Source organism: Streptococcus sp. ZY171113 (genome assembly GCF_057748235.1).
In genome coordinates, this window is record NZ_CM173243.1 from 745,177 (window position 1) to 767,901 (window position 22,725).

17 protein-coding genes are annotated in these 22,725 nt (G+C 50.5%); 11 read left to right on the forward strand and 6 right to left on the reverse strand.

All coding sequences use genetic code 11. The annotated features are described in order from the left end of the window. Positions 1-61 precede the first annotated feature (61 nt). The 5 genes from rsmH to AC3ARB_RS03470 all read left to right on the forward strand — a co-directional run bounded on the left by rsmH (position 62) and on the right by AC3ARB_RS03470 (position 11,084). Positions 62-1,012, forward strand: a complete 951-nt coding sequence (gene rsmH, locus AC3ARB_RS03450; protein WP_488321167.1) for a 16S rRNA (cytosine(1402)-N(4))-methyltransferase RsmH — start codon at positions 62-64, stop codon at positions 1,010-1,012. Between the two features lie 4 nt (positions 1,013-1,016). Further along, positions 1,017-1,340 carry a cell division protein FtsL gene (locus AC3ARB_RS03455; RefSeq protein WP_488321168.1) on the forward strand — a complete coding sequence of 108 codons (324 nt, stop codon included), beginning with the start codon at positions 1,017-1,019 and terminating at the stop codon, positions 1,338-1,340. A gap of 2 nt (positions 1,341-1,342) precedes the next feature. Beyond that, on the forward strand, positions 1,343-3,664 hold the full coding sequence (pbp2x, locus tag AC3ARB_RS03460) for a penicillin-binding protein PBP2X (protein WP_488321169.1): 2,322 nt from the start codon (positions 1,343-1,345) through the stop codon (positions 3,662-3,664). A 96-nt stretch (positions 3,665-3,760) separates the two neighbouring features. Beyond that, positions 3,761-4,771 carry a phospho-N-acetylmuramoyl-pentapeptide-transferase gene (mraY, locus tag AC3ARB_RS03465; RefSeq protein WP_488321170.1) on the forward strand — a complete coding sequence of 337 codons (1,011 nt, stop codon included), beginning with the start codon at positions 3,761-3,763 and terminating at the stop codon, positions 4,769-4,771. 100 nt (positions 4,772-4,871) lie between these two features. Continuing rightward, positions 4,872-11,084: a G5 domain-containing protein gene (locus tag AC3ARB_RS03470; RefSeq protein WP_488321171.1), complete on the forward strand. Its 6,213-nt coding sequence runs from the start codon at positions 4,872-4,874 to the stop codon at positions 11,082-11,084. Between the two features lie 67 nt (positions 11,085-11,151). Here the strand turns inward: AC3ARB_RS03470 and AC3ARB_RS03475 are convergent, their stop codons facing one another. Beyond that, entirely contained in the window at positions 11,152-12,408 is a 1,257-nt protein-coding gene (locus tag AC3ARB_RS03475) for an ISL3 family transposase (protein ID WP_488321172.1), read from the reverse strand. Between the two features lie 195 nt (positions 12,409-12,603). Here AC3ARB_RS03475 and AC3ARB_RS03480 point away from each other — a divergent pair, with 195 nt between their 5' ends. Together AC3ARB_RS03480 and AC3ARB_RS03485 are read left to right on the forward strand one after the other, a co-directional pair. After that, positions 12,604-13,224 carry an HAD-IA family hydrolase gene (locus AC3ARB_RS03480; RefSeq protein WP_488321173.1) on the forward strand — a complete coding sequence of 207 codons (621 nt, stop codon included), beginning with the start codon at positions 12,604-12,606 and terminating at the stop codon, positions 13,222-13,224. A gap of 88 nt (positions 13,225-13,312) precedes the next feature. After that, positions 13,313-13,894, forward strand: coding sequence for a xanthine phosphoribosyltransferase (locus AC3ARB_RS03485; RefSeq protein WP_488321174.1), 582 nt, complete (start codon positions 13,313-13,315; stop codon positions 13,892-13,894). Between the two features lie 36 nt (positions 13,895-13,930). On the opposite strand, the gene AC3ARB_RS03490 is transcribed toward AC3ARB_RS03485, so the two are convergent. Continuing rightward, positions 13,931-14,872: an FAD:protein FMN transferase gene (locus AC3ARB_RS03490; protein ID WP_488321175.1), complete on the reverse strand. Its 942-nt coding sequence runs from the start codon at positions 14,870-14,872 to the stop codon at positions 13,931-13,933. Further along, complete coding sequence (locus AC3ARB_RS03495; protein ID WP_488321176.1) at positions 14,872-15,057, reverse strand: 4-oxalocrotonate tautomerase; 186 nt, start codon at positions 15,055-15,057, stop codon at positions 14,872-14,874. Before AC3ARB_RS03495 ends, AC3ARB_RS03490 begins: the two co-directional genes overlap by 1 nt. Before the next feature lie 94 nt (positions 15,058-15,151). On the opposite strand from AC3ARB_RS03495, the gene AC3ARB_RS03500 reads away from it, so the two are divergent. The 3 genes from AC3ARB_RS03500 (at position 15,152) to AC3ARB_RS03510 (ending at position 18,109) form a co-directional block, all read left to right on the forward strand. Further along, a complete protein-coding gene (locus AC3ARB_RS03500; protein ID WP_488321177.1) occupies positions 15,152-16,492 on the forward strand; it encodes a DUF2130 domain-containing protein in 1,341 nt (446 codons plus the stop codon). A 298-nt stretch (positions 16,493-16,790) separates the two neighbouring features. Next, positions 16,791-17,534: a cyclase family protein gene (locus tag AC3ARB_RS03505; RefSeq protein ID WP_488321178.1), complete on the forward strand. Its 744-nt coding sequence runs from the start codon at positions 16,791-16,793 to the stop codon at positions 17,532-17,534. Between the two features lie 221 nt (positions 17,535-17,755). Continuing rightward, entirely contained in the window at positions 17,756-18,109 is a 354-nt protein-coding gene (locus AC3ARB_RS03510) for a hypothetical protein (RefSeq protein WP_488321179.1), read from the forward strand. A gap of 97 nt (positions 18,110-18,206) precedes the next feature. Here AC3ARB_RS03510 and pflA read toward each other — a convergent pair whose 3' ends face one another. The 3 genes from pflA to trkA form a co-directional block, all read right to left on the reverse strand. Further along, on the reverse strand, positions 18,207-18,995 hold the full coding sequence (pflA, locus tag AC3ARB_RS03515; protein WP_488321180.1) for a pyruvate formate-lyase-activating protein: 789 nt from the start codon (positions 18,993-18,995) through the stop codon (positions 18,207-18,209). A gap of 135 nt (positions 18,996-19,130) precedes the next feature. Then, positions 19,131-20,570, reverse strand: coding sequence for a TrkH family potassium uptake protein (locus AC3ARB_RS03520; protein ID WP_488321181.1), 1,440 nt, complete (start codon positions 20,568-20,570; stop codon positions 19,131-19,133). 10 nt (positions 20,571-20,580) lie between these two features. Then, positions 20,581-21,927 carry a Trk system potassium transporter TrkA gene (trkA, locus tag AC3ARB_RS03525; protein ID WP_488321182.1) on the reverse strand — a complete coding sequence of 449 codons (1,347 nt, stop codon included), beginning with the start codon at positions 21,925-21,927 and terminating at the stop codon, positions 20,581-20,583. A 279-nt stretch (positions 21,928-22,206) separates the two neighbouring features. Between trkA and AC3ARB_RS03530 the strand changes: the two genes are divergently transcribed. Continuing rightward, positions 22,207-22,716, forward strand: a complete 510-nt coding sequence (locus AC3ARB_RS03530) for a tRNA (cytidine(34)-2'-O)-methyltransferase (RefSeq protein ID WP_488321183.1) — start codon at positions 22,207-22,209, stop codon at positions 22,714-22,716. The last annotated feature ends 9 nt before the right edge of the window (positions 22,717-22,725 follow it).

Genomic DNA, 22,725 nt, shown 5'->3' on the forward strand with positions numbered 1-22,725 from the left:
TTTCCTATCCTCATCAACCTTTCTTTTTCTAAATTGCTGGAAGTGTGGTATAATTGAAGTTATGACTACTGATTTTCACCATGTGACGGTCTTGCTCAAGGAGACCGTGGACCTGCTTGACATCAAGCCTGACGGCATTTATGTGGACGCCACCCTGGGTGGGGCGGGCCATTCCAGTTACCTCTTGTCCCAGCTGAGCGACAAGGGGCATTTGTACTGCTTTGACCAGGACCAAACAGCCATTGACAATGCCCAAATCAAGCTGAAAGCCTATGTTGACAAGGGCATGGTGACCTTTATCAAGGACAACTTCCGCCACCTCAAGAGCCGCTTGGCCGAGCAGGGTGTGACGGCCATCGATGGTATCCTCTATGACCTAGGGGTCTCCAGTCCCCAGCTGGACCAGCGGGAGCGAGGCTTTTCCTACAAGCAGGACGCCCCTTTGGACATGAGGATGAACCAAGATCAGGCCTTTTCGGCCTATGATGTGGTCAATGGCTATGACTACCATGACTTGGTGAAAATCTTTTTCAAGTACGGTGAGGACAAGTTCTCCAAGCAGATTGCTCGGAAAATCGAAGAGGCTAGAAAAATCAAGCCCATCGAGACCACCACGGAACTGGCTGACCTGATCAAGTCTGCTAAACCCGCCAAGGAACTCAAGAAAAAAGGCCACCCTGCCAAGCAGATTTTCCAGGCTATTCGGATTGAGGTCAACGATGAGTTGGGAGCAGCCGATGAGTCCATCCAGCAGGCCATGGACCTCTTGGCAGTAGGTGGGCGGGTCTCGGTCATCACCTTCCATTCCCTGGAGGACCGGTTGACCAAGCAGCTCTTCAAGGAGGCCTCCACCATCGAGGTGCCTAAGGGCTTGCCCTTTATCCCAGATGACCTGCAACCTAGTTTTGATCTGGTCACCAGAAAACCCATCCTGCCAAGCCCCGAGGAGTTAGCAGCCAACAACCGGTCTCACTCGGCCAAATTGCGGGGGGTAAAACGCATAAGAGATTAAGGACATGACAAAAGACAAGCGTAACGATGATTTTAAGAGCCTGGTTCAGGAGCGAATTCGAACATTTACTCGGATTGAAAAGATTTTTTATGCAACGTTAGTGGTAACGGGTTTGATTATGGCCATCAGTGTGGTCTATATGCAAATCAGGCACCAGCAGTTGAAACAAGAAATCACCGCCTTGAACACGGACATTAACCTAAAAAAAGAAGAACTCAATGATGCCAAGCAGGAAATTAATGAATTAACCCGCTTGGAACGGATTACAGAGATTGTCAGTCGGGCAGACATTAAGACCCAGAGTGGCAACTTGCAGAAGGTGGACTAGGCATGAAACGATGGATTGATAAATTTTTAGCCTATGTTACCGAGGAGTATCTGTCTCCGCAGGAAAATCGCCAAAAGGCAGCGGCCAATCTTCGGATTGTGACCACGATGACCTTCTTGATGATTATGATCAATTTGGCCATTATCGTTGGAACTGACAGCAAGTTTGGAGTTGATTTATCCGAAGGGGCCAGGGCGGTCCACCAAACTCAGCGGATTGTTCCTGCCCAGCGGGGGAATATCTACGACCGTAATGGGGTGCCGATTGCAGAAGCGTCGACAACCTATAGCATTTATGCGGTTTTGGATAATAATTACAAGACGACGACAACGGTGGAGCGTCAGAAACTTGACGGTAGTGGCACCGAGACTGTTCGTGTTGATAAGCCCCTCTATGTGCAGGACAAGCAAAAAGAGGAGCTGGCCAGCCTTTTCCAAGAATTTTTAGGTCTGGATAGGGCTTATGTGCTGGAGCAGTTTAACCAAAAGGGTTTGGTCCAGGTCTCGTTCGGTACCAAGGGCAACAACCTTTCCTACAGCACCATGAAACGCATGACCGAGCGGTTGACCAAGGGTGATGAAGACTGGCAAAATGATTTGTCTGGGATTTATTTTACTGGTAGTGCCAATCGCATGTACCCAAATGGTAGTTTTGCGTCTCAATTTATTGGTTTAGCACAGCAGCAAGAAAACCCTGATGGGAGTAAGAGCCTGATTGGGACAACTGGTTTAGAAGCCTCTTTGGACAGTATTTTATCTGGTCAGGATGGGATTTTTGTCTATGAAAAAGACCGTGTAGGTCTGCCACTTTTGGGGACAGAAGAACGTCGCCAAGAGGTGAAAAACGGTCAGGACGTTTACACGACCTTGTCTGCTCCCTTGCAAATCCATCTGGAGACTTTGATGGATGAGTTTCAAGGCAAGGCCCAAGGGGTCTTTAGTAGTGCTACCTTGATTCAAGCTAAGACCGGTCAGATTTTAGCGACCAGCCAGCGGCCGAGTTTTAACTCGGACACCAAGGAAGGTTTGGATGCGGAGAATTTTTCTTGGAATAGCCTGCTTTACCAGACCAGCTACGAACCAGGGTCGACCATGAAGGTTATGACGACGGCGGCAGCCATTGATGCTGGGGTCTTTGATCCCAACGAAGGCTATGTCAATGACCAAATCATGATTGCTGACGCGACTATCCGAGACTGGGATGTTAACTCAGGACTCAGTGAGGGCCGATACATGACCATGGCTAACGCTCTGCCATTTTCCAGTAACATCGGGATGACCATGTTGGAGCAGAAGATGGGGGACGAGCGTTGGCTCAACTACCTGGCCAAGTTCCGCTTCGGTTTCCCAACCCGTTTTGGGATGGGGGGAGAGGCTGCGGGCCTTCTGCCAGCGGACAACATCGTTACCCATGCCATGAGTTCTTTTGGTCAGGGGATTTCGGTGACGCAGACCCAGATGTTGCGGGCCTTTACGGCGATTTCTAATGATGGCATCATGCTGGAGCCCCAGTTTATTTCACGGATTTACGACCCTAATACGGAGACCAATCGCTATACCCAACCTGAGGTGATGGGCAAGCCGGTGTCCAAGGCGGCCACTGACAAAACCTTGGAGTACATGGTCCATACGGGGACTGACCCTTACTTTGGAACCATGTATTCTGCTGCGGCAGGTGGTCCAATTATTCAAGTAGCCAATGCTTCGGTTGCGGTCAAGTCGGGAACGGCCGAGATTGCTGGTCCTGATGGTAGTGGTTACTTGACTGGCCCTCAAGACTATATTCAATCGGTGGTGGCCATGGTGCCTGCTGAGGACCCAGAGTTTATCATGTATGCGACCATTCAGCAACCGCAAGACGGCTGGACCGGTCTCTATTGGAAGGACCTGTTTAATCCCTTGCTGGAAGAAGCCCTCTTGATGGGAGACAGTCTGGATATGACGGTTAGTGAAGAGGAGCCAACTCCTTATGAACTGCCGAAGTTGACAGGTACCAGCCCTGGTGACACGGCTGATGAACTGCGTCGCCAGCTCCTGCACCCCATTGTCATTGGAACAGGTAACAAGGTCAGCAAGGTATCGGCCAAGATTGGCAGCAATTTGGCTCCTGGTAGTCAGGTCCTGCTTTTGACCAATAAGGTCGAGACCCTGCCAGACATGTATGGCTGGACCGAGAAAAACGTTAAAGCCTTTGCCAAATGGACTGGCATTGAGGTCGACATCAAGGGAAGCGGTCGGGTGATTAAACAGGACAAGCCCTTGGGGACTGAACTTAAGAATGTGACCAGCTTGACTCTAACCCTCAGCCAGGAAACAGGGGAGTAGCCTTGGCTACTGCGTCAAGCTTTAGGACAGCAAAAACTAATGAGGCTAGGATTTATTCCAACCTCAATCTGTTTGAAATGATGAAAGGATAATACCATGTTAACCAGTTTGCTCGCGGGACTGACCACTTTTGGGGTGGTGGTTCTTGCCATGCCACACTTTATCACTTACTATAAACTCAAAAAAATTGGTGGTCAGCAGATGCATGAAGATGTCAAGCAGCATTTGGAGAAGGCTGGCACGCCGACCATGGGGGGGACCGTTTTTATCCTCTTGGCCTCCCTGGTTGCTCTCATCTTTGGAGCTATCCGTTTTGCGGGTCAACCTCAGTTTGGAGCTGTTTTAGGCAACCTGTCTGTTCTCCTTATCTATGGGGCGATTGGATTTTTGGATGATTTTTTGAAAATTTTCAAGAAAATCAATGAAGGTCTGACACCTAAGCAAAAATTGGCCTTGCAGCTCTTGGCAGGTCTGGTCTTTTACGTCCTCCATGTGGCTCCAAGTGGCACAGACAGCCTTAATTTCTTTGGTTTAGACATCAAACTTGGCTTGTTTTACCTGCCTTTCCTCCTTTTTTGGCTGGTTGGGTTTTCCAATGCGGTCAACCTGACCGACGGTATTGATGGCCTAGCTTCCATTTCAGTTGTCATCAGTTTGTCAGCTTATAGCCTAATCGCCCTTAAACAGGGGCAAGATGATGTTCTCTTGCTGTGTCTGTCAATGATTGGCGGTCTTGTGGGCTTCTTCTTGTTCAACAAGAAACCAGCCAAGGTATTTATGGGGGATGTGGGCAGTCTGGCCCTCGGCGCCATGCTGGCTGCCATTTCCATTACCCTCAGACAGGAGTGGACCCTGCTACTTATCGGTTTTGTTTATGTTTTGGAAACCACATCGGTTATCTTGCAGGTCGGTTACTTTAAGTACACCAAGAAAAAATTTGGTGAAGGACGGCGGATTTTTCGAATGACACCGTTTCACCACCATCTGGAACTCGGTGGCCTGACTGGTCAAGGGTCCAAATGGAGCGAATGGAAAGTCGACGCCTTCCTCTGGCTACTAGGGCTCATCACCAGTGGCCTAGCCCTTCTGTTTGTCTTAATTGGATAAGTTCTATTAAAAGTCACCTCTGGTGGCTTTTTTCTTAGTTGAAAAACAGAGCATAACATGATATAATGAAAGGGATTACATAGGTGTAAAGGAGTCGTAAATGTTTCATTCGTTTTTATCTTGGCAACGATTGCAACGTTTCTCTATTAGAAAGCTGTCCATCGGTGTGGTCTCGGCGACGATTGGGGCCGCGTTAGTTGGAGCTGGCCTTCAAGAAACCAGCGTTTTGGCCCAAGAATCCGTTGTCCAGGAGCAGCAACAGGTCACCATCACTTACCAGTATGTCGCTTACGAGACTTTAAGGGCAGAGGAGCAGGCCGCTCTCAAAACAGCCGATGACTTGGCCAAAGAATTTGCCCTGACAGATGCCAGCTACCTTTTGGTTTATCGGCAAAATCAGCCAGCCATCAGTCTCCCTCAAACAGGTGATATACCCCAGGAAGTTCTAACTCTTTTGGGAGCTAGTGGGCTTGCGGGGGCCATTATCGCCTTGCGGCGGAAAAATAAGAAGCTCTTGGTTCAGGTGATTTTAATGACAAGTCTAGGCGGTGCAAGTTTGAGCAGCTCAGCCATTTCCGCCCTAGACCGTTCGCTTCAGACCTTTTTCCAAACCAGCCATAGGGTGGCGCGTGGGGCTCAGCTGCCGAGCCCTCAGGCCTTTGCGGATCGGACTTTTTATGGCTACCTGCTTGAGTCGGCGGCGCCATCAGTTTCTTCGGCGAAGCCAATAGCCGAGCAGGATAAGGCAGTTCCTGCTTCGCTTGAAGCGGACAAGGACCAGGGAACAGGCGTTGAGATGACCAAGCCAGAAGGGACCGTCTCAGGCCTTTCAACAAGGGTTCCAGTCGTTGTATCAACTGAACCACGTCCTGACCTCCCACCCCTCTCTAGTGACCAAGCACCTGTTTTGGAGGGGCAAGCAAGTTCGGAACAGCCGACCGTTCCATCAGAGCCCTCAAGCCCTGAGCAGCCGGTTCTGGACAGCCCCGTTCAACCAGCTAAACCAGTTGAAACGACTAGCACGGAGGTCATTCCCTTTACAAGTGAGGTGATTTCGGATGATAGCCTGCCTCTTGGTGAGGAAGTTCTTGTTCAGGCAGGTGTCAATGGTCTATTGACCAACACCTATTTGGATGGTCAATTGGTTTCCAGCCAGGTGACGACCCCAGCTGTCAATCAAATCGTCCGCCGAGGTACCAAGGCTACTGTTGCTCAACCAGTTGAAACGACTAGCACCGAGATCATTCCCTTTACCAGCGAGGTGATTTCGGATGATAGTTTGCCTCTTGGTGAGGAAGTTCTTGTTCAGGCAGGTGTTAATGGTCTATTGACCCACACCTATTTGGATGGTCAATTGGTTTCCAGCCAGATCACGACCCCAGCTGTCAATCAAATCGTCCGCCGAGGTGCCAAGGCTACTGTTGCTCAACCCGTTGAAACGACTAGCACCGAGATCATTCCCTTTACCAGCGAGGTGATTTCGGATGATAGCCTGCCTCTTGGTGAGGAAGTTATCGTCCAATCAGGCGTTAACGGCCTATTGACCCACACCTATTTGGATGGTCAATTGGTTTCCAGCCAGGTGACGACCCCAGCTGTCAATCAAATCGTCCGCCGAGGTACCAAGGCTACTGTTGCTCAACCCGTTGAAAGGACTAGCACCGCGATCATTCCCTTTACAAGCGAGGTGATTTCGGATGATAGTTTGCCTCTTGGTGAGGAAGTTCTTGTTCAGGCAGGTGTCAATGGTCTATTGACCCACACCTATTTGGATGGTCAATTGGTTTCCAGCCAGATTACGACCCCAGCTGTTAATCAAATCGTCCGCCGAGGTACCAAGGCTACTGTTGCTCAACCAGTTCTTGGTATTGAGGTGGAGCGTCAGGAGGTTGAGACGTTTTATAGGGTTCGTGAGGAAAAGGATGATCAGCTTTGGGAGGATAAACGTCAAGAGATTCAGGCAGGTCGCAATGGCCTCAAGGAAATTGTAATTACCTACCAAACTATTGACGGCCAGCGGCAACCCAGCCCACAAGTAACTGAGCGAGAACTGCGTGCCCCGCAAGACCGGGTTGTTAAGGTCGGCACCAAGCCGATTGAAGGTCGGGAGGTTGTGGAGACGTTGGAAACCACTGCACCGCAGACCGAACGGCGTGAGGATGCCGAGGCTTGGGCTGGCGATGTGACGGTTGCGTCGGCTGGTTCAGCTGGCCAAAACAAGATAGTCACCGTTTACAAGACCAGTCGTGGGGTTCGGACAGAAGAGGTTCTGGATCGTCGTGTGGAAACCATTGAACCAGTTAATAATCGGATTGAGGTGATTGGCACTAAGCCGATTATGGGTCAAGAGCTTGATCGTGAGCTTGTCGCCCTTGAGCCGAAAACGAGCCATATCGAGGATCAGAACCTTTGGGCTGGTGATGTGGTGGTTGACAATTCTGGTCAAGCTGGTGAGAAAGTGATATCCAGGGTTTATGAGACGGAGCGTGGTCGTCGGACTGGTAAAGTCTTAGAAGAGAAGGAAGAGGTTACCAGCTCTGCTATTGACCGTATCGAACGTATCGGCACCAAGCCAATCGTGGGTCAAGTGGTGGAAACCAGCGAGGAAGTGGTCAAATTTACCTCAACCACCCGTGATAACCCTGACCTGCCAGAAGGGCAGACGCGGACGGTGACAGTTGGTCGTGACGGGGTGACGGTGGTGACCAAGACCTACCGAACAGAGCGTGGGGTCAAGGTTGGTGAGCCAGCCATTGACCGTCAGGTGAAGGTCGCTGTTCAAAACGAAGTCATTGAACGGGGGACTAAGCCAGTTGAGGGCAGCGAGCCCGTTGTCACATACGAAGATGTTCGACTCGACAAGGAAGTCCGTCCAAATCCAGAAGCCTGGCTTGGCGAGATTAGCGTCCTTGAAGAAGGTCGAGTAGGTCAGAACAAAATCACCACAGTTTACAAGACAGTTCGTGGTGTTCGGACGACCGAAGTGCTTGAGCGTCAGCTTGAAGAGGTTCGTCCAGCTGTCCGTCGCGTCGAGCTTATCGGCACCAAGCCAATCGTGGGTCAAGTGGTGGAAACCAGCGAGGAAGTGGTTAAATTTACCTCAACTACTCGTGATAACCCTGACCTGCCAGAAGGGCAGACGAGGACGGTGACGGTTGGCCGTGACGGGGTGACGGAGGTGACCAAGACCTATCGGACCGAGCGTGGGGTCAAGGTCGGTGAGCCAACCATTAACCGTCGGGTGAAGGTCTCTGTTCAAAACGAAGTCATTGAACGGGGGACTAAGCCAGTTGAGGGCAGCGAGCCCGTTGTCACATACGAAGATGTTCGACTCGATAAGGAAGTCCGTCCAAATCCAGAAGCCTGGCTTGGCGAGATTAGCGTCCTTGAAGAAGGTAGAGTAGGTCAGAACAAAATCACCACAGTTTACAAGACTGTCCGTGGTGTTCGGACGACCGAAGTGCTTGACCGTCAGGTCGTTTCCGTTCGTCCAGCTGTCCGTCGCGTCGAGCTTATCGGCACCAAGCCAATCGTGGGTCAAGTGGTGGAAACTAGCGAGGAAGTGGTCAAATTTACCTCAACCACCCGTGACAATCCTGACCTGCCAGAAGGGCAGACGCGGACGGTGACAGCTGGTCGTGACGGCGTGACGGTGGTGACCAAGACCTACCGAACAGAGCGTGGGGTCAAGGTCGGTGAGCCAACCATTGACCGTCGGGTGAAGGTTGCTGTTCAAAACGAAGTCATTGAACGGGGAATCAAGAAAGCAGAAGTTCCAAAAGGATTGACCATTGACCTGATTACCTCAGACGACCACATCAACGTGACCGAGGCTCAAACCGACCGTTTGATGCTGGGTGGTCAGGCGGATGGGACTAATCCTGTGACGGTGACCATCGGTGACAAGGTGGAAACAGCGGAAGTCCGTGATGGTCGTTACAGCTTGTCGGTAGCGACCAAGGATTTGGTGGCCAATGGCACTTACCGAGTGACGGTGAGCCAAGGCGACCAGACCATCCATCGCCCTTACACCGTTGCCTCAGAAGCCACCAACCAAATCAGGATTGAGGCGGTTGAGACCTTGAACCCAGCCAGCGATACGGTTCGGATTTCAGGTAGCCTACGCCTAGAAGGGCTGGCGGCTCGTTATCACAATGACCTCTTTATCGACACGGTGAAGCTAGAGCTCAATGGTAAGACCTATACGACTGGTTTGGGCCAAGCCCGTAGCAGTACGGCCTTGGTCAATCGCTGGCGTGAAACCGTCAAGGATAAGGACTTTAGTTTCGATATCCCGGTGGCTGATTTGAAGATGGCTGAGGGCAAGGAACTGGTATTCAGTTTGCCTGATGACCACCATGTTATTTACGATGCCAAATTAGGCACCTACGATGACTCGCCAAGACGGATTGAAACCAGTCGCCCAGTTATCTCAGACCAAAGCAAATACCGCCTCAACACCAATCCTTGGCTGACTAATGGCACTGACAAAACCATCGTTTTGCCACCGGCTGACAAGGCAATTGTCAGAGGACGAGTTTCTGGTAATGCCCAACAGGATGATGAGGTTGCCGTTCGGATTGGTGACCAGGTTTACCGAGGTCAAGTTGGTAGCGATAAGCAATTTGTTGTGACCGTTGACCAATCTGCCCTGCAAACTTCTGGTCAGCAGGTCATCACTGCTACTCTTAAGGGTAAGGACTATGCTGGTCAAGCCGTCACTGTCAGTGATTCCATGCTTTATTTTGGTAACCACGTGACCAACCAGAGTGATTTCGTGGCTAAGTTTGAGACAGGCCATGTTTCTGAGGATAGGTTGGCCTACTTCATTAAAGGTATTCGTCACGAACTTTACAACAGCTACGGTCACCTGGCCAAGCAACCAATCGGCAATGACCGTTACCATCTGACCTATCATTTTATTGAAAATAGTAGCGGCGCAGTTAACTTTACAGACGCAGAAAAGGCCATGGTTCGGCAAGTGTTGGATGAGTTTTCATCCCATACACGTCTGACCTTCTCAGAGAAACCGGTTTTGGATCCCAAGGATACCCCAGATATTTCTTTCCACCAAATCTTTTCACATGACGGCCGTTCTCGTGCGACTAGCGGCGGATCAGTTTATATGAATGCTCCTGACGTCCGCGTAACGGATGCTGGCTATGCCCTCATGATGCACGAGACCATGCACTCTCTTGGTGCGGCCGATGTCAAGGACGAGCACTTTGGCCATGAGAATGGTTACATCACCACGGTCATGACCTACAACCTCAGAATGGTTCGTCCAGATGCTAAAAAACCGCTCCGAATGCTGGATTTGATGCACCTTCATTACCGTTATGGGGTCAACCCAGACCAGCACAAGGAGGATAATACCTACACCTTCAAACGCCACACCAGTTATCAGATAGATGACAGTAGCTACATCTGGGATGGGGCTGGGGTGGATACCTTTGATGCCTCCATGGAGGACAAGCCAGTTACCGTTGATTTGACGCCAGGATCTTGGATTTTCCGTGGCGACAAGACAAGGCACTTCTGGGCAGAGGAAACCAAGGAATTCCACCGTCGCCCAGGCACTTTCTTTAACAATACGGCTGCTAAATATGAGGACACCAACATTCCGAGCGTCATGGTCTACAACGATGACCAGGCCTTTATCAGTCACGGCACTCAGATTGAACGCCTGATTGGCTCTAAGCACGATGATGTTTTGCGGGGCAATGTGGCTGCAAACGACATCTTGGGAGGCGCAGGCGCCGACCAGATTTGGGGTGGTGCAGGTGACGACTACCTGGATGGCGGAGCTGGCGCTGACCAAATGGACGGCGGAGCTGGTAACGACATCTTCATTGTTGACAATGAACAGGATGTGGTAACCGAGGGCACCGACCCAGGTCGTGACCACATCATTGCCAGCGTTGACTACGATCTACCAGAAAATGTGGAAGATTTGACCTTGACAGGGGCAGCAGAGCTTGGTTATGGTAACAGCGGTGCTAACCGCATCACAGGTAACTCTCAGGCCAACACCTTGCGAGGCCGTGGCGGTGCCGACACCTTTGTCTTTAACAGCCCATTCAACGGTCAGATTGATGAGATTACCGATTTTGGTGCCGATGACACCATTGAACTGTCATCAAGCATCTTTGCCAATGTAGACAGGGCTCGCGTTCTGGAGTACATCATTTATGATAGCCAGACGGGTAGCCTGTCCTATGACCCAGATGGCAAGGGCCAGACAGACAGGATTCAATTTGCCCAACTGCCAAGAGGTCTTGATATCAAGGCTAACCAGATTGTCATTCGATAACCAAAAACAGACGAGGTAACTCGTCTGTTTTTTAGGGCTCTTTGTCAACTGTAGTGGGTTGACCGATTTAACAGCGAGAGAGGACAGGACTTGTCTTCTCTCTTTTTATGTTTATGGCAATGAAAATACGAGTTTTGAAGTTTTCAAAGTTTCGGAATCCAAAAGCGTTACGCTTAATGACCTTGATGAGATTATTTGTCGCCTCGAGTTTAGCGTTTGAGTAAGGCAGTTCCATGGCGTTGACAATCTTCTCCTTGTCTTTCAAAAAGGTCTTGAAAACCGTCTGAAAGATAGGATTGACAGCTGGCAGAGCCTCTTGGATAAGCCCCAAAAACTGGTCAGCTTGCTTCTTCTGGAAATGAAACAGGAGCAGCTGGTAGAGTTCATAGTGCTCTTTCAGTTCTTGAGAATAGCCGAGCAGCTTAGCGACAATCTCCTGGTTAGTCAAGTGCATGCGAAAAGTTGGACGATAAAAGCATTTATCGCTGAGCTTACGACTATCTTGCTGGATTAGTTTCCAGTAGCGTTTGAGTGCCTTGTACTCGTGAGATTTTCTGTCAAACTGGTTCATTACCTGTACGCGTAGCCTATTCATGGCTCTGCTTAGGTGTTGGACAATGTGGAAACGATCGAGGACGATTTTAGCGTTAGGAAATAGCTGTTTAGCCAGTTTGTAATAAGGGCTGAACATGTCCATGGTGATAACCTTGACCCGGCTTCTGATACTTCTCGAATAGCGTAGAAAGTGGTTGCGAATGGTAGCTTGTGTTCGTCCATCAAGAATGGTCAGGATTTTGAGTGAATCAAAGTCCTGTGCGATGAAGCTCATTTTGCCCTTCTTGAAGCTGTACTCGTCCCAGGACATGTTCTCAGGAAGCCAGTTTAAGTCTGTCTTGAACTGGAACTCTTTTAGCTTTCGGATGACCGTTGAGGTTGATACGGCAAGACTTTCAGCGATAGCAGTCATCGCCACCTTTTCAATCAGTTTCTGGGCGATTTTCTGATTAAGGACAACAGGGATTTGGTGGTTTTTCTTGACCAATGACGTCTCAGCAACAGCTATTTTCCTGCAATTTGAGCAACGAAAGCGGCGTTTCCGTAATCGAATGAGTATCTTGTAGCCAGCACAGTCCAGGTAGGGTATTTTGGATGGTTTTTGGAAGTCGTATTTAGCCATCTGGCCCTGGCAATGTTGGCATTTTGGAGCAGGGTAGTCCAGCTTAGCGATGCCCTCTTTGTGGCTCCCGGCATCCACAATCTCCAAAATAGTGATGTTAGGGTCTTTAATTTCCAGCAGTTGTGTGATAAAATGATTGTGTTCCATATGAGTCCTTCTAATGTGAGTTTCGTCGCTTTTCATTGTAGGTCATATGGGACTTTTTTGATACCCAAAAAGGCTCCATAATCTCTGCGGGGAATTTACCCACTACAGAAATTATAGAGCCTTTTTTAGGTTATTAGCTCTCTTCTTTTGATAACTGAACGAGCGATTTCGTCTAATTTGTGATAGAATAAAAGCATGACAAGAACGACTTTTATTTGGGATTTCGACGGCACTTTGGTCGATTCCTACCCCGCCATCATGGAAGCTCTGGAGCTTCTCTACCGCCAAGAGGCTTGGCCCTTTGACGCTCAGGCCGTGTCCACTCAGATTCTCGACACCTCCGTCGGTCAGCTGCTGGACCAGCAGGCTGAGGCCTATGGCTTAGACGCTCGCCTCATCAAGGCTCGCTTCATGGCAGAGCAGGAAGCTAGAGACCATCAGATTGTCCTCATGCCCCATGCTGAGGAGGTTCTAGCTCAAACAGCCTCGCAGGGCGTCCGCCATTTTATTTATACCCACAAGGGGGCGACGACCACCGCTGTATTAGAAGGACTGGGCATCAGCCAGTATTTCACTCAAGTGGTGACGGCCGCAGACGGCTTTGCCAGAAAACCAGATCCAGAGGCGGTCAATTACCTGATAGACCAGTATGGTCTGGATAGGGCTCAAACTTATTACATCGGTGATCGCTCTTTGGACCGAGACTGTGCTTTGGCAGCAGGTATTGGTTCCATCAACCTGACAGCACCAAATAGTTCAGAAAACAGGAAGATTTCTAGTCTTTTAGACCTGACAGCTCTGCCCTTTCTCAACTAAAAGAGAACGAAAATAGAGTTTTGTGCAGTTTTTGCTTGGCTACGGCTGACGCTTATGGTATAATAATAGAAAAACCAAAGGAGTTGTCATGAAACAGTTAGAAGAGCGAATTGTAGCAGATGGTCAGGTGCTTGGAGAGAATATTCTCAAGGTGGACAGCTTTTTGACCCATCAGGTGGACCATCGCCTCATGCGGGCTATGGGTGAGGAGTTGGCCCAGGCCTATGCCGACAAGGGCATTACTAAGGTAGTGACCATCGAGGCTTCAGGGATTTGCCCGGCCATCTATACCGCCGAAGCCCTTGATGTGCCCATGATTTTCGCCAAAAAGCATAAGAACATCACCATGACAGAAGGCATCCTGACCGCCGAGGTTTATTCCTTCACCAAGCAGGTGACCAGTACGGTTTCTATCGCCAGCAAGTTCCTGAGTCCTGAGGATAGAGTCCTTATCGTGGACGATTTTTTGGCCAATGGCCAAGCTGCTAAGGGCTTGATTGACATCATCAGACAGGCTGGGGCTGAGCCAGTTGGTTTAGGGATTGTCATCGAAAAGTCCTTTCAGGAGGGCCGCCAGTTGGTTGAGGACCTGGGCATTCCAGTGACCTCCTTGGCCAGACTAGACCGTTTTGAGGACGGCAAGGTTGTCTTTGGCCAAGCAGATAGGTAGAGAATAAGGCAAGAGCCGCCCCAATCGGGGTGGCTCTTAGTTGTTGTATAGTGGGCTAAAGTGTTCCCGGATGCCGTCTGACAGGAGGCAGGTGTTCTGGTCGGTCAAGATGATGCCGTCAATGTCAGAAGTCTGATTGAGCCAGGCCAAGGCAGTCTTGATGGGCAGACCAAAAAGCCTGCTGGTCCAGATTTCAGCCGTCAGGGCATTGGGGGCCAGAACGCTGATGCTGGTCATGGAGCTCTGAATGGGATAGCCTGTTTGGTCATCCAGAATGTGGTGGTGGGTTACCCCATTTTCCCTAAACCAGCGTTCGTAGGTGCCTGAGGTGACCAGGGCCTGATTGGCCAGTCTGACCTGACCAATAGACTGGCCCCTCGGAGCAAAGGGTTTCTGCACCCCAACCAGCCAATGGGTCTGATCAGCAGGCGGTTGGCCGTGGGTTAGAACATTGCCGCCTAGGTTAATCAAGACCGACCTGGCCCCTAGCTCCTTAAGCAGATCCAGCAGACGGTCTGTAATGTAGCCCTTGGCCAAGGCTCCTAAATCCAAGGTCATACCAGGCAGGGCCAGGTGGCAGGTTTGCAGGTTCTCGTCCAGTTCAATCAAATCTGGCCGACAGAGGGGCAGGAGCTGGTCAAGCTCAGCTTGACCAGGCTGTCTAGCATCGCTAAACCCAATCCGCCAGGCCTGAATGACTGGCCCCAGGGCGATGTTGAGCTGGCTGTCGGGAGCCAGACTGGCCACCTTTCCAAGAGCAATCAGGTCAAAGAGGTCTTTGGACAACTGGACAGGGGCTGAGCCAGCAGCCTGGTTAAGGCGACTGAGTTCAGACTGGGGCAGGTGGGCGGAGAAGGTCTGCTCCATCTTAGCTAGCAAGTCTTGACAGGCCAGCCAGGCAGTTTCTTCCTGGCCGTTTAGATCAAAGGCCAGGCGAATGCGAGTTCCCAGCCCCTGGCAGGTCTTATCCAACCACATTAGTTCTTGGTTTTCATCTTACCCTGTGGGTAGTAGGTGCCCTCGGGCATGTCATTGATGATGATATGAACCGCTTCTTTAGGGGCCTTGGTGATGCGAGACACGACCTCGCAAACCTCCTCGGCCAGCTGGTCTTTTTGCTCTTGTGTCCGACCTTCAAAGAGGTCAATTTTGATGAATGGCATAGGGATTCTCCTTTTGTGTGATTGCCTCTAGTTTATCATATTTTTAGGGAAAATGGTATAATGGGGTAAGAGATGTTGACAAGGAGATTATCAGATGAACACCATTAAGTGCCCCCATTGCCAGACCAGTTTTACGGTCAATGAGACCGAGTACAGCCAGCTCTTGGCCCAGGTTCGGGGAGTCGAATTCGAGCGGGAAATCCATGAACGACTGGAACGGGAAACCCTCTTGGTCAAGGAACAGGCCAAGGGCGATTTGACGACCAAGTTGGCTGAGAAGGATTTGGAGCTGGAACGGCTGAAAGCCCAACTGGAACAAACTAGGGAAAAAACCGAGCTGGAAGTCAGCTCTGCCATGTCCCAAAAAGAGCGGGAAATCGAGAGTTTGCAGGCCCAGCTGGAGGCTTTGGGCAAGCAGCAGGCCTTGGAGGTGCAGGCGGCCCTGGCCCAGAAGGACAAGGAGGTCTTGGCCTTGCAGGCTAGTTTGGCCCAGCAGGCCAGCCAGCAGGAGTTGGCCCTGACCAAGGCCTTGGGCGACAAGGACCTGGAAATCCAGCGTTTGAGCCAGGCCCTGGCAGGCAAGGAGCAGGAGCGGGAGCTGGCCTTGGCCACCACCCGCCAGGAGTATGAGGTCCAGCTCAAGTTGGCCCAGGACCAGGTGGAACTCTACAAGAACTTCAAGGCCCAGCAGTCCACCAAGGCCATCGGGGAGAGCCTGGAGGCCTACGCCGAAACCGAGTTCAACAAGGTTCGGGCCTACGCCTTTCCACGGGCTCAGTTTGGCAAGGACAACCTGGTGTCCGACCGGGGGTCCAAGGGGGACTTTATCTTCCGAGAGGCGGATGAGAACGGGCTAGAGTTCATCTCCATCATGTTTGAGATGAAAAACGAGGCCGACACCACCAAGACCAAGCACAAGAACGCTGATTTCTTCAAGGAGCTGGACAAGGATCGCCGAGAAAAGGGCTGTGAGTACGCCGTTCTGGTCTCCATGCTGGAGGCCGACAACGACTACTACAACACCGGCATCGTGGACGTCAGCCACGACTACCCTAAGATGTACGTGGTTCGCCCCCAATTCTTCATCCAGTTGATTGGTCTTTTGCGAAATGCTGCGCTGAATAGCTTGCAGTACAAGCAAGAACTGGCCCTGATTAAGAGCCAGAACATCGACATCACCAACTTTGAAGAAGATTTGGAGACCTTCAAGCAGGCTTTTGCCAAAAATTACAATTCTGCCAGCAGCAATTTCAAAAAGGCCATTGACGAGATTGACAAGTCCATCAAGCGGATGGAGGAGGTCAAACGCTTCCTGACCACCAGCGAAAACCAGCTCCGCCTGGCCAACAACAAGCTGGACGATGTGTCCGTTAAAAAACTAACCCGCAAAAACCCAACCATGAAAGCCAAGTTTGAGGGGTTGAAAAAGGATTAGTTGTTTGGCCTTGCTATGACATCTATCTCTGTTTAAGCTGAAAAAAGCTTCATCAGGGGCTTACAGGGGGAATATGCCATACTCTGCTAATCTTCTGAATGAGAGGTCGGAAATCAGAAAGGGAGAAGGGTATAGCTTGAAACTATAACGCTGTCATCAAAATAAGTATTTGTCAGCCCTTCCAAAATGGGGTAAACTGTAAGAGACTAAGAAGACGTGCTGGTTAGGCGTTTTTGGAAGAACAGGATTCAAAGCAATTAACCAGCTCTGCTATTGACCCAAAGAGGAGGACATCCCCATGACAAATCTACGCCAGGCCTTTGAGGCCTTCAAGTCAGCCAAGTTGGTCAATCTGACCCACAAAATCAACGAGACTAGCCCACGTTTCCCAGCCCTGCCAGCTTTGGAGAAGAAGGACATTTTCACTCTGAAAGACGGCTTTTACGTCCAGCAGTTCACTTTGGTTGGCCAGTACGGGACTCACATCGACCCGCCGATTCACTTTGTGGAGGGGGGCAAGTACCTGGACGAGATTGCCTTGGAGGACCTCTTTCTGCCCCTCTATGTGGTGGACAAGTCTGAGGCAGTAGCGGCTAACCCCGACTACCAAATCACCAAGGCTGACATCCTGGCCTTTGAGGCTGAGCACGGCCCGATTGAAGAGGGAGCCTTTGTGGCCTTTCGCTCTGACTGGCACAAGCGTTGGCCAGACACGGCTGCCTTCCGTAACCTGGACGACAAGGACGTCCAGCACACGCCAGGTTGGGGCCATGATGCCCTGGAATACCTGATTACCGAACGCCAGGTCAAGGCCGTTGGCCACGAGACCCTGGATACCGACAGCGGGGCCTCTGTTCCGGGAAATGGCGGAGCTTTGGTTGAAGAGTACTACCTGCTGGCGCAAGGCATTTACCAGGTGGAAGTCCTGGCTAACCTGGACCAAGTACCAGCAACAGGCAGCTTTATCAACATTGCCTATCCCAACTGGGAGCAGGCTGTCGGCTCACCGGTGCGTGCGGTTGCCTATGTGCCCCAGGATTAGACCTGTTAGCACCTTATCAGATGTCCTTGGATAGGATGTTACGGTGAGTAAATCGAGCATGGGGATTGTCTCCATGCTTTTTTTTGCCTTTTTATTCGTCCAGTTTACCACTTAGGAAAGTTAAGCGACTGTTCAGGAAATGATGCTCTAATTGTGGGTAGAACTGTTAGACTAAGAGGGTCTAATGAATGGACGACTAGATAAACGAAGGAGTTCTCACGATGAGGTATCAAAAATCTGAAGATAGGAATCAATCAGTCCAAGCTGTTAATAGGCTGCTGAATCAATTAGAAGTTTCTCTAGGTCAAGGGGAGCCAGCCAAACAGGAGTTTGTGGAGGTTATCCAGATAATGAAAGAACTGATTTCTGAGACGGGCATGGAGAGTCAAGAGGATTGGCAGGTCTTAAAGCTCTACCTTGAGCAGTTTGACCGTTTTTTGGCTAGTAGAAAGCTTCAGTTGAGTTTAATCGAAAGGTGTTGGAGAGACAGTCTGTCCATGAAGATTAGGGAAGATGAGCATCGGCGTCGTACCAAGCTTGGTTGGTTTGACAGGTTATGCCTTCTGTTGAAGTAAAGGCAATCTCGTGACTTTTTGGCATCAGCTCAGGCTGGTGTCTTTTTTGGATGACAAAAACGCCCTCTCGGCTTGGCGAGAGGGCGTTTAGACAGGATTAGCCCTGAACCCGTTTCAGGTAGTCCTGGTAGGATTCAGTTTTCATAAGGGTTTTGGCATTTTGAACCCGGTCCTTGGTTGGCGGTTTGACCCCAGCCAGCGGGTAAGGGATGCCCAATTGGCGCCACTTGAATTCGCCCATGGTGTGGTAGGGCAGAACCTCAAAGCGGTTGACGTTGGACAGGGTTTCGACAAATTGGCCCAGTTCAATCAAGTCTTCATCAATGTCGGTCAGGCCAGGCACCAGCACGTGGCGAATCCAGACAGGTACGCCTTTTTCAGACAGGTACTTGGCACAGGCAATGATGTTGCGGTTGGACTGGCTGGTCACGGTGATGTGACGTTCGTTGCGGATGGCCTTGATGTCCAGAAGAACCAGGTCAGTCACGGCCAGGAGCTTATCAAAGATTTCATGGTATTCGGGCTTGTCACGGAAGGGCAGGGCACAGGTATCTAGGGTACAATGGATGCCCAGTTTTTTGGCCTCGGTAAAGAGGGCGGTGACAAAGTCGATTTGGAGCAAGGCCTCGCCACCAGAAACGGTAATGCCCCCCTCCTTGCCCCAGAAGCCCCGATAGCGCAGGGCCTCCTTGAGGACGTCTTCGACGGTACGTTCCCGAGAGTTGTTGGTTTCCATCTCCCAGGTATCAGGGTTATGGCAGTACTGGCAACGCATCTTGCAGCCCTGCATAAAGACGATGAAGCGGACGCCAGGCCCGTCAACGGTACCAAAACTTTCTGTGGAGTGGACCATGCCGGTCACTTGTTTGTAATCAATTTCTGTCATCTGACCACCTCTTGAAAACGGTTTATATTTTTATTATAGCAGATGTTTGGGTAAAAGAAAAGGCCTTGTGAGGCCTTTCCCAAAAAACTGTTGTCAGACAGGTCAGATTGGTGGCAGACGTGTGATAGTACAGTCTTAATATTTGGACCAGGCCCGCCTGCTAAAGAGCAGGAGGAGGGGGAAGATTTCTAACCGTCCAGCAATCATCATGAAGCCCATGACCAGTTTGGAGAAGGGGCTGAAGAAGGCGAAGGTTTCGGTTGTGCCCAGAATTGGTCCGATGTTGTTAAAAATGCTGGCGCTGGCACTGATGATGACCAAGAAATTATTGCTGTCCAGACTGAGAATAAAGACCAGGCTGACAAAGAGGGCCACATAGACTACGAAGTATTTCATGATGCTATGTTGGGTAGCCTTGTCCAGCTGGCGACCGTTGACATGGACGGTCATGACCCGATTGGGGTAGAGGTTTTGCAAGGTCTGGAGATGGAAAATCTTGGCCAAAATCAAGACCCGCATGACCTTGAAGCCCCCAGCTGTTGAGCCAGCCATACCACCGATGAACATGAGCATGAGGAGAACCAGCTGAGAAAACATGGGCCATTGTGAGGTGTCAACCAGACCATATCCCGTTGAACTGATGATGGTTGCAACCTGGAAGAAGATAACTTCCAAGGCTGTGCCCAGGGTGGCGAACAAGCCACCCACATTGACCCAAAGCAAGAAAGCACTCCCTAAGATGATAGCCAGGTAGGCCTTGAGTTCCTCATCACCCAAGGCCAGTTTGACCTTGCCTAGCAGCAGGAGGTAGTAGAGGTTGAAGTTGACCCCGAAAGCCAGCATACCAAGGGTGACGATGTTGGTGATTAGCGAGCTGTTATAGTGGGCGATGCTGTCGTTATAGACGGCAAAACCGCCGGTGCCCGCTGTCCCCATGCTGATGATGAGGCTGTCAAAGAGGGGCATGCCAGCCCACCAGAGTAGGCCTGTCAGGATGGCAAAGAGAACCAGGTAGATGACGTAGAGGATTTGAGCCGTGTCCTTGAGGCGGGAAACCAGCTTGCCAAAGACAGGACCAGGAACCTCGGCCCGCATGAGTTCCAGGTTGCTGTTTTGGTCGTTGTCCATGAGAGCCAGGGCAAAGACCAGTACCCCCATGCCCCCAATCAGGTGAGTGAAACTCCGCCAAAAGAGGAGGGCTGGCGAGAGGACGCTAACATCAGGTAAGATGGTGGCCCCTGTGGTGGTGAAGCCTGAACTGGTTTCAAAAAAGGCATCAATCAGGGATGGGATTTGCCCCGACAGGACAAAGGGCAGGGCCCCAAAGAAGGACCAGAGGACCCAACAGAGGGCCACAATCAGCATGCCTTCCTTGGCGTAAATCCGTTTGCGTTTGGGTTTGAACCAAATCCCCAGTCCTCCCAGCCCAGCCAAGAGGCTCATGGTGATGAGAATGGCCCGAAAGACCAGGCTATCTTCTCGGTAAATCAGGGCGACGATGAGGGGGACGACTAAGAGGGCTGCTTCAATCAAGAGGAGTTTGGCCAGGATATAGCGAATCATTGAGGTATTCATGCTTGGCCTCCTAGTCCAGTAGGTCGCAGATGTGGTGAATATTCTGCTGGCGGGTGGCCACGATGACCTTGTCGCCGACCTGAATGGTGTCTTGACCTGTTGGGAAAATGGCCTTGCCTTGACGGATAATGCCCATAATCACCACATGGGGCTTGAACGGTAGGCTATCCAGAGGGCGGTCTGTCGCCCTGTTGTGGTCGGTGACGATAAATTGCAGGGTCTCGACTTGCCCGCCTGCAATGTGGTGGAGGGCTTCAAGGCTAGAATCCATGGCATTTTTTCGACCACGGATGAAGTGCATCATGCTGTCAACCGCGATGAGCTTAGGTGTCACAATGGTCGAAAAGTCCCGATCTCCTAGAATTTCCAGCAGGCTGGTCCGATTAACCTTGGTAATGTTTTTGGGAATCCCTAGGTTTTCAAGGTACATGGAGGCGATGATGTTCTCCTCGTCAACACCTGTTAGGGTTGCAACAGCATCGTAATGCTCGACCCCCTCTTCCAGAAGGACGGACTTGGCTGTTCCATCTCCCTTGACAATATGGGCATGGGGAAATTCTTGGCTGAAATACTCGGCCCGTTTTTGGTCGATTTCCAGAATTTTGACCCTGACCTTGGTGTCATTGAGGATTTTCATCAAATAGTAGGCAATCTTGCCCGCCCCAATGACGAGGAAACGCTGAATGGACTGGGACTTGATGCGGTTATGGAAATTGACCATGGCAGGCCGTTTACCAGTGACATAAATGGTATCGCCAGCCTGAATGGTACTGGTGCCATCGGGGATAATGGCCTCCTGGCCACGGGAAACGGCACAGATCAGGATGTTGTTGAATTTCCGACGGAACTCTTGCAGGGACAGGTGGCACAGTGGGCTCCCATCCTTGATTTTGAAGGCCATGAGCATGATGCGACCGCCTGCAAATTGTTCAACGGACAAGGCATTGGGAAATTCAATCGTATTTGCGATGTAGCGGGCAGTCAGCAATTCGGGGTTAATGATTTGTGAGAAGCCCAAGACATTCTTATCTCTGAAATAGGAGTTAGAGTATTCAGGATTTCTCACCCGAACAATGGTTTCTTTGGCCCCCATGGTCTTGGCTAAAACAGCCGCAATCATGTTAACCTCGTCCTTGTCGGTCAGGGCGATGAAGATGTCACAACGGTGAATGTCAACATCCTCCAAAATTTGAGCGTTAGCCCCATTGCCCACAACGCCCAGAATATCCTGATGCCTGCTAATGGTTTTGATGACCTGTTCGTCCTCATCAATCAGGGTAACCGAGTGGCTTTCTTTGAGCAGTGACCGACTGAGGGCTGTGCCCACCTTGCCGCCACCAACAATAATAATATTCATGTTTTTATCCTTTTTGGAAAATCGCAGAGCGGTCTAGTTGACAGGACTAGGCCATCCCACCTCCCCATTATACTCTTTTTTAGGAAAAATGCACCTAAAGATCTTAAAAAAATAGACACAGGACTTGACAAGCTAGGACTTGCTTTGATAAAATTAATCTTGTGTTCCTTGATTTACCTCTGACCTGTTGTGAGTTAAGTTAAGGAGCGACTGCCAGTCACGCCTGTCTGCTGATATTTTCCGGACGGTGTGGCTATTTTTGTATGGAAAGAGCTGACCATGACCTATCGTAATCACATCGTCCTGTACCAACCCCAAATCCCACAGAATACGGGTAATATTGCCCGAACCTGTGCGGCGACCAATTCGCCCTTGCACATCATCAAGCCCATGGGTTTTCCCATTGACGACAAGAAGATGAAGCGGGCTGGCTTAGATTACTGGGATAAGTTGGAGGTTTATTATTACGATAGCCTAGAGGCTTTTTTGGAGGCCAGCTCTGGCCAGCTTCATCTGGTCACCAAGTTTTCTGAGCGGGTTTATTCAGAGGTGGACTATGCTGGTTCTTTTGACCATTACTTTATCTTCGGTCGAGAGGATACGGGCTTGCCAGAGGAATTTATGCGGCAACACGCTGAAGAGACGGTTCGTATCCCCATGAACGACGACCATGTTCGTAGCCTTAACGTGTCCAACACGGTTTGCCTTCTGGTTTATGAAGCCCTGCGTCAGCAAGATTTCCCAGCCTTGGAAAAAAGCCATGTTTATGACCAGGACAAACTAAAATAAGAACCTGTA

Bases quoted from the DNA above. Each gene is read 5' to 3' on its own strand.
- rsmH (WP_488321167.1), top strand. From the start codon at position 62: ATGACTACTGATTTTCACCATGTGACGGTCTTGCTCAAGGAGACCGTG.
- AC3ARB_RS03455 (WP_488321168.1), top strand. From the start codon at position 1,017: ATGACAAAAGACAAGCGTAACGATGATTTTAAGAGCCTGGTTCAGGAG.
- pbp2x (WP_488321169.1), top strand. From the start codon at position 1,343: ATGAAACGATGGATTGATAAATTTTTAGCCTATGTTACCGAGGAGTAT.
- mraY (WP_488321170.1), top strand. From the start codon at position 3,761: ATGTTAACCAGTTTGCTCGCGGGACTGACCACTTTTGGGGTGGTGGTT.
- AC3ARB_RS03470 (WP_488321171.1), top strand. From the start codon at position 4,872: ATGTTTCATTCGTTTTTATCTTGGCAACGATTGCAACGTTTCTCTATT.
- AC3ARB_RS03475 (WP_488321172.1), bottom strand. From the start codon at position 12,408: ATGGAACACAATCATTTTATCACACAACTGCTGGAAATTAAAGACCCT.
- AC3ARB_RS03480 (WP_488321173.1), top strand. From the start codon at position 12,604: ATGACAAGAACGACTTTTATTTGGGATTTCGACGGCACTTTGGTCGAT.
- AC3ARB_RS03485 (WP_488321174.1), top strand. From the start codon at position 13,313: ATGAAACAGTTAGAAGAGCGAATTGTAGCAGATGGTCAGGTGCTTGGA.
- AC3ARB_RS03490 (WP_488321175.1), bottom strand. From the start codon at position 14,872: ATGTGGTTGGATAAGACCTGCCAGGGGCTGGGAACTCGCATTCGCCTG.
- AC3ARB_RS03495 (WP_488321176.1), bottom strand. From the start codon at position 15,057: ATGCCATTCATCAAAATTGACCTCTTTGAAGGTCGGACACAAGAGCAA.
- AC3ARB_RS03500 (WP_488321177.1), top strand. From the start codon at position 15,152: ATGAACACCATTAAGTGCCCCCATTGCCAGACCAGTTTTACGGTCAAT.
- AC3ARB_RS03505 (WP_488321178.1), top strand. From the start codon at position 16,791: ATGACAAATCTACGCCAGGCCTTTGAGGCCTTCAAGTCAGCCAAGTTG.
- AC3ARB_RS03510 (WP_488321179.1), top strand. From the start codon at position 17,756: ATGAGGTATCAAAAATCTGAAGATAGGAATCAATCAGTCCAAGCTGTT.
- pflA (WP_488321180.1), bottom strand. From the start codon at position 18,995: ATGACAGAAATTGATTACAAACAAGTGACCGGCATGGTCCACTCCACA.
- AC3ARB_RS03520 (WP_488321181.1), bottom strand. From the start codon at position 20,570: ATGAATACCTCAATGATTCGCTATATCCTGGCCAAACTCCTCTTGATT.
- trkA (WP_488321182.1), bottom strand. From the start codon at position 21,927: ATGAATATTATTATTGTTGGTGGCGGCAAGGTGGGCACAGCCCTCAGT.
- AC3ARB_RS03530 (WP_488321183.1), top strand. From the start codon at position 22,207: ATGACCTATCGTAATCACATCGTCCTGTACCAACCCCAAATCCCACAG.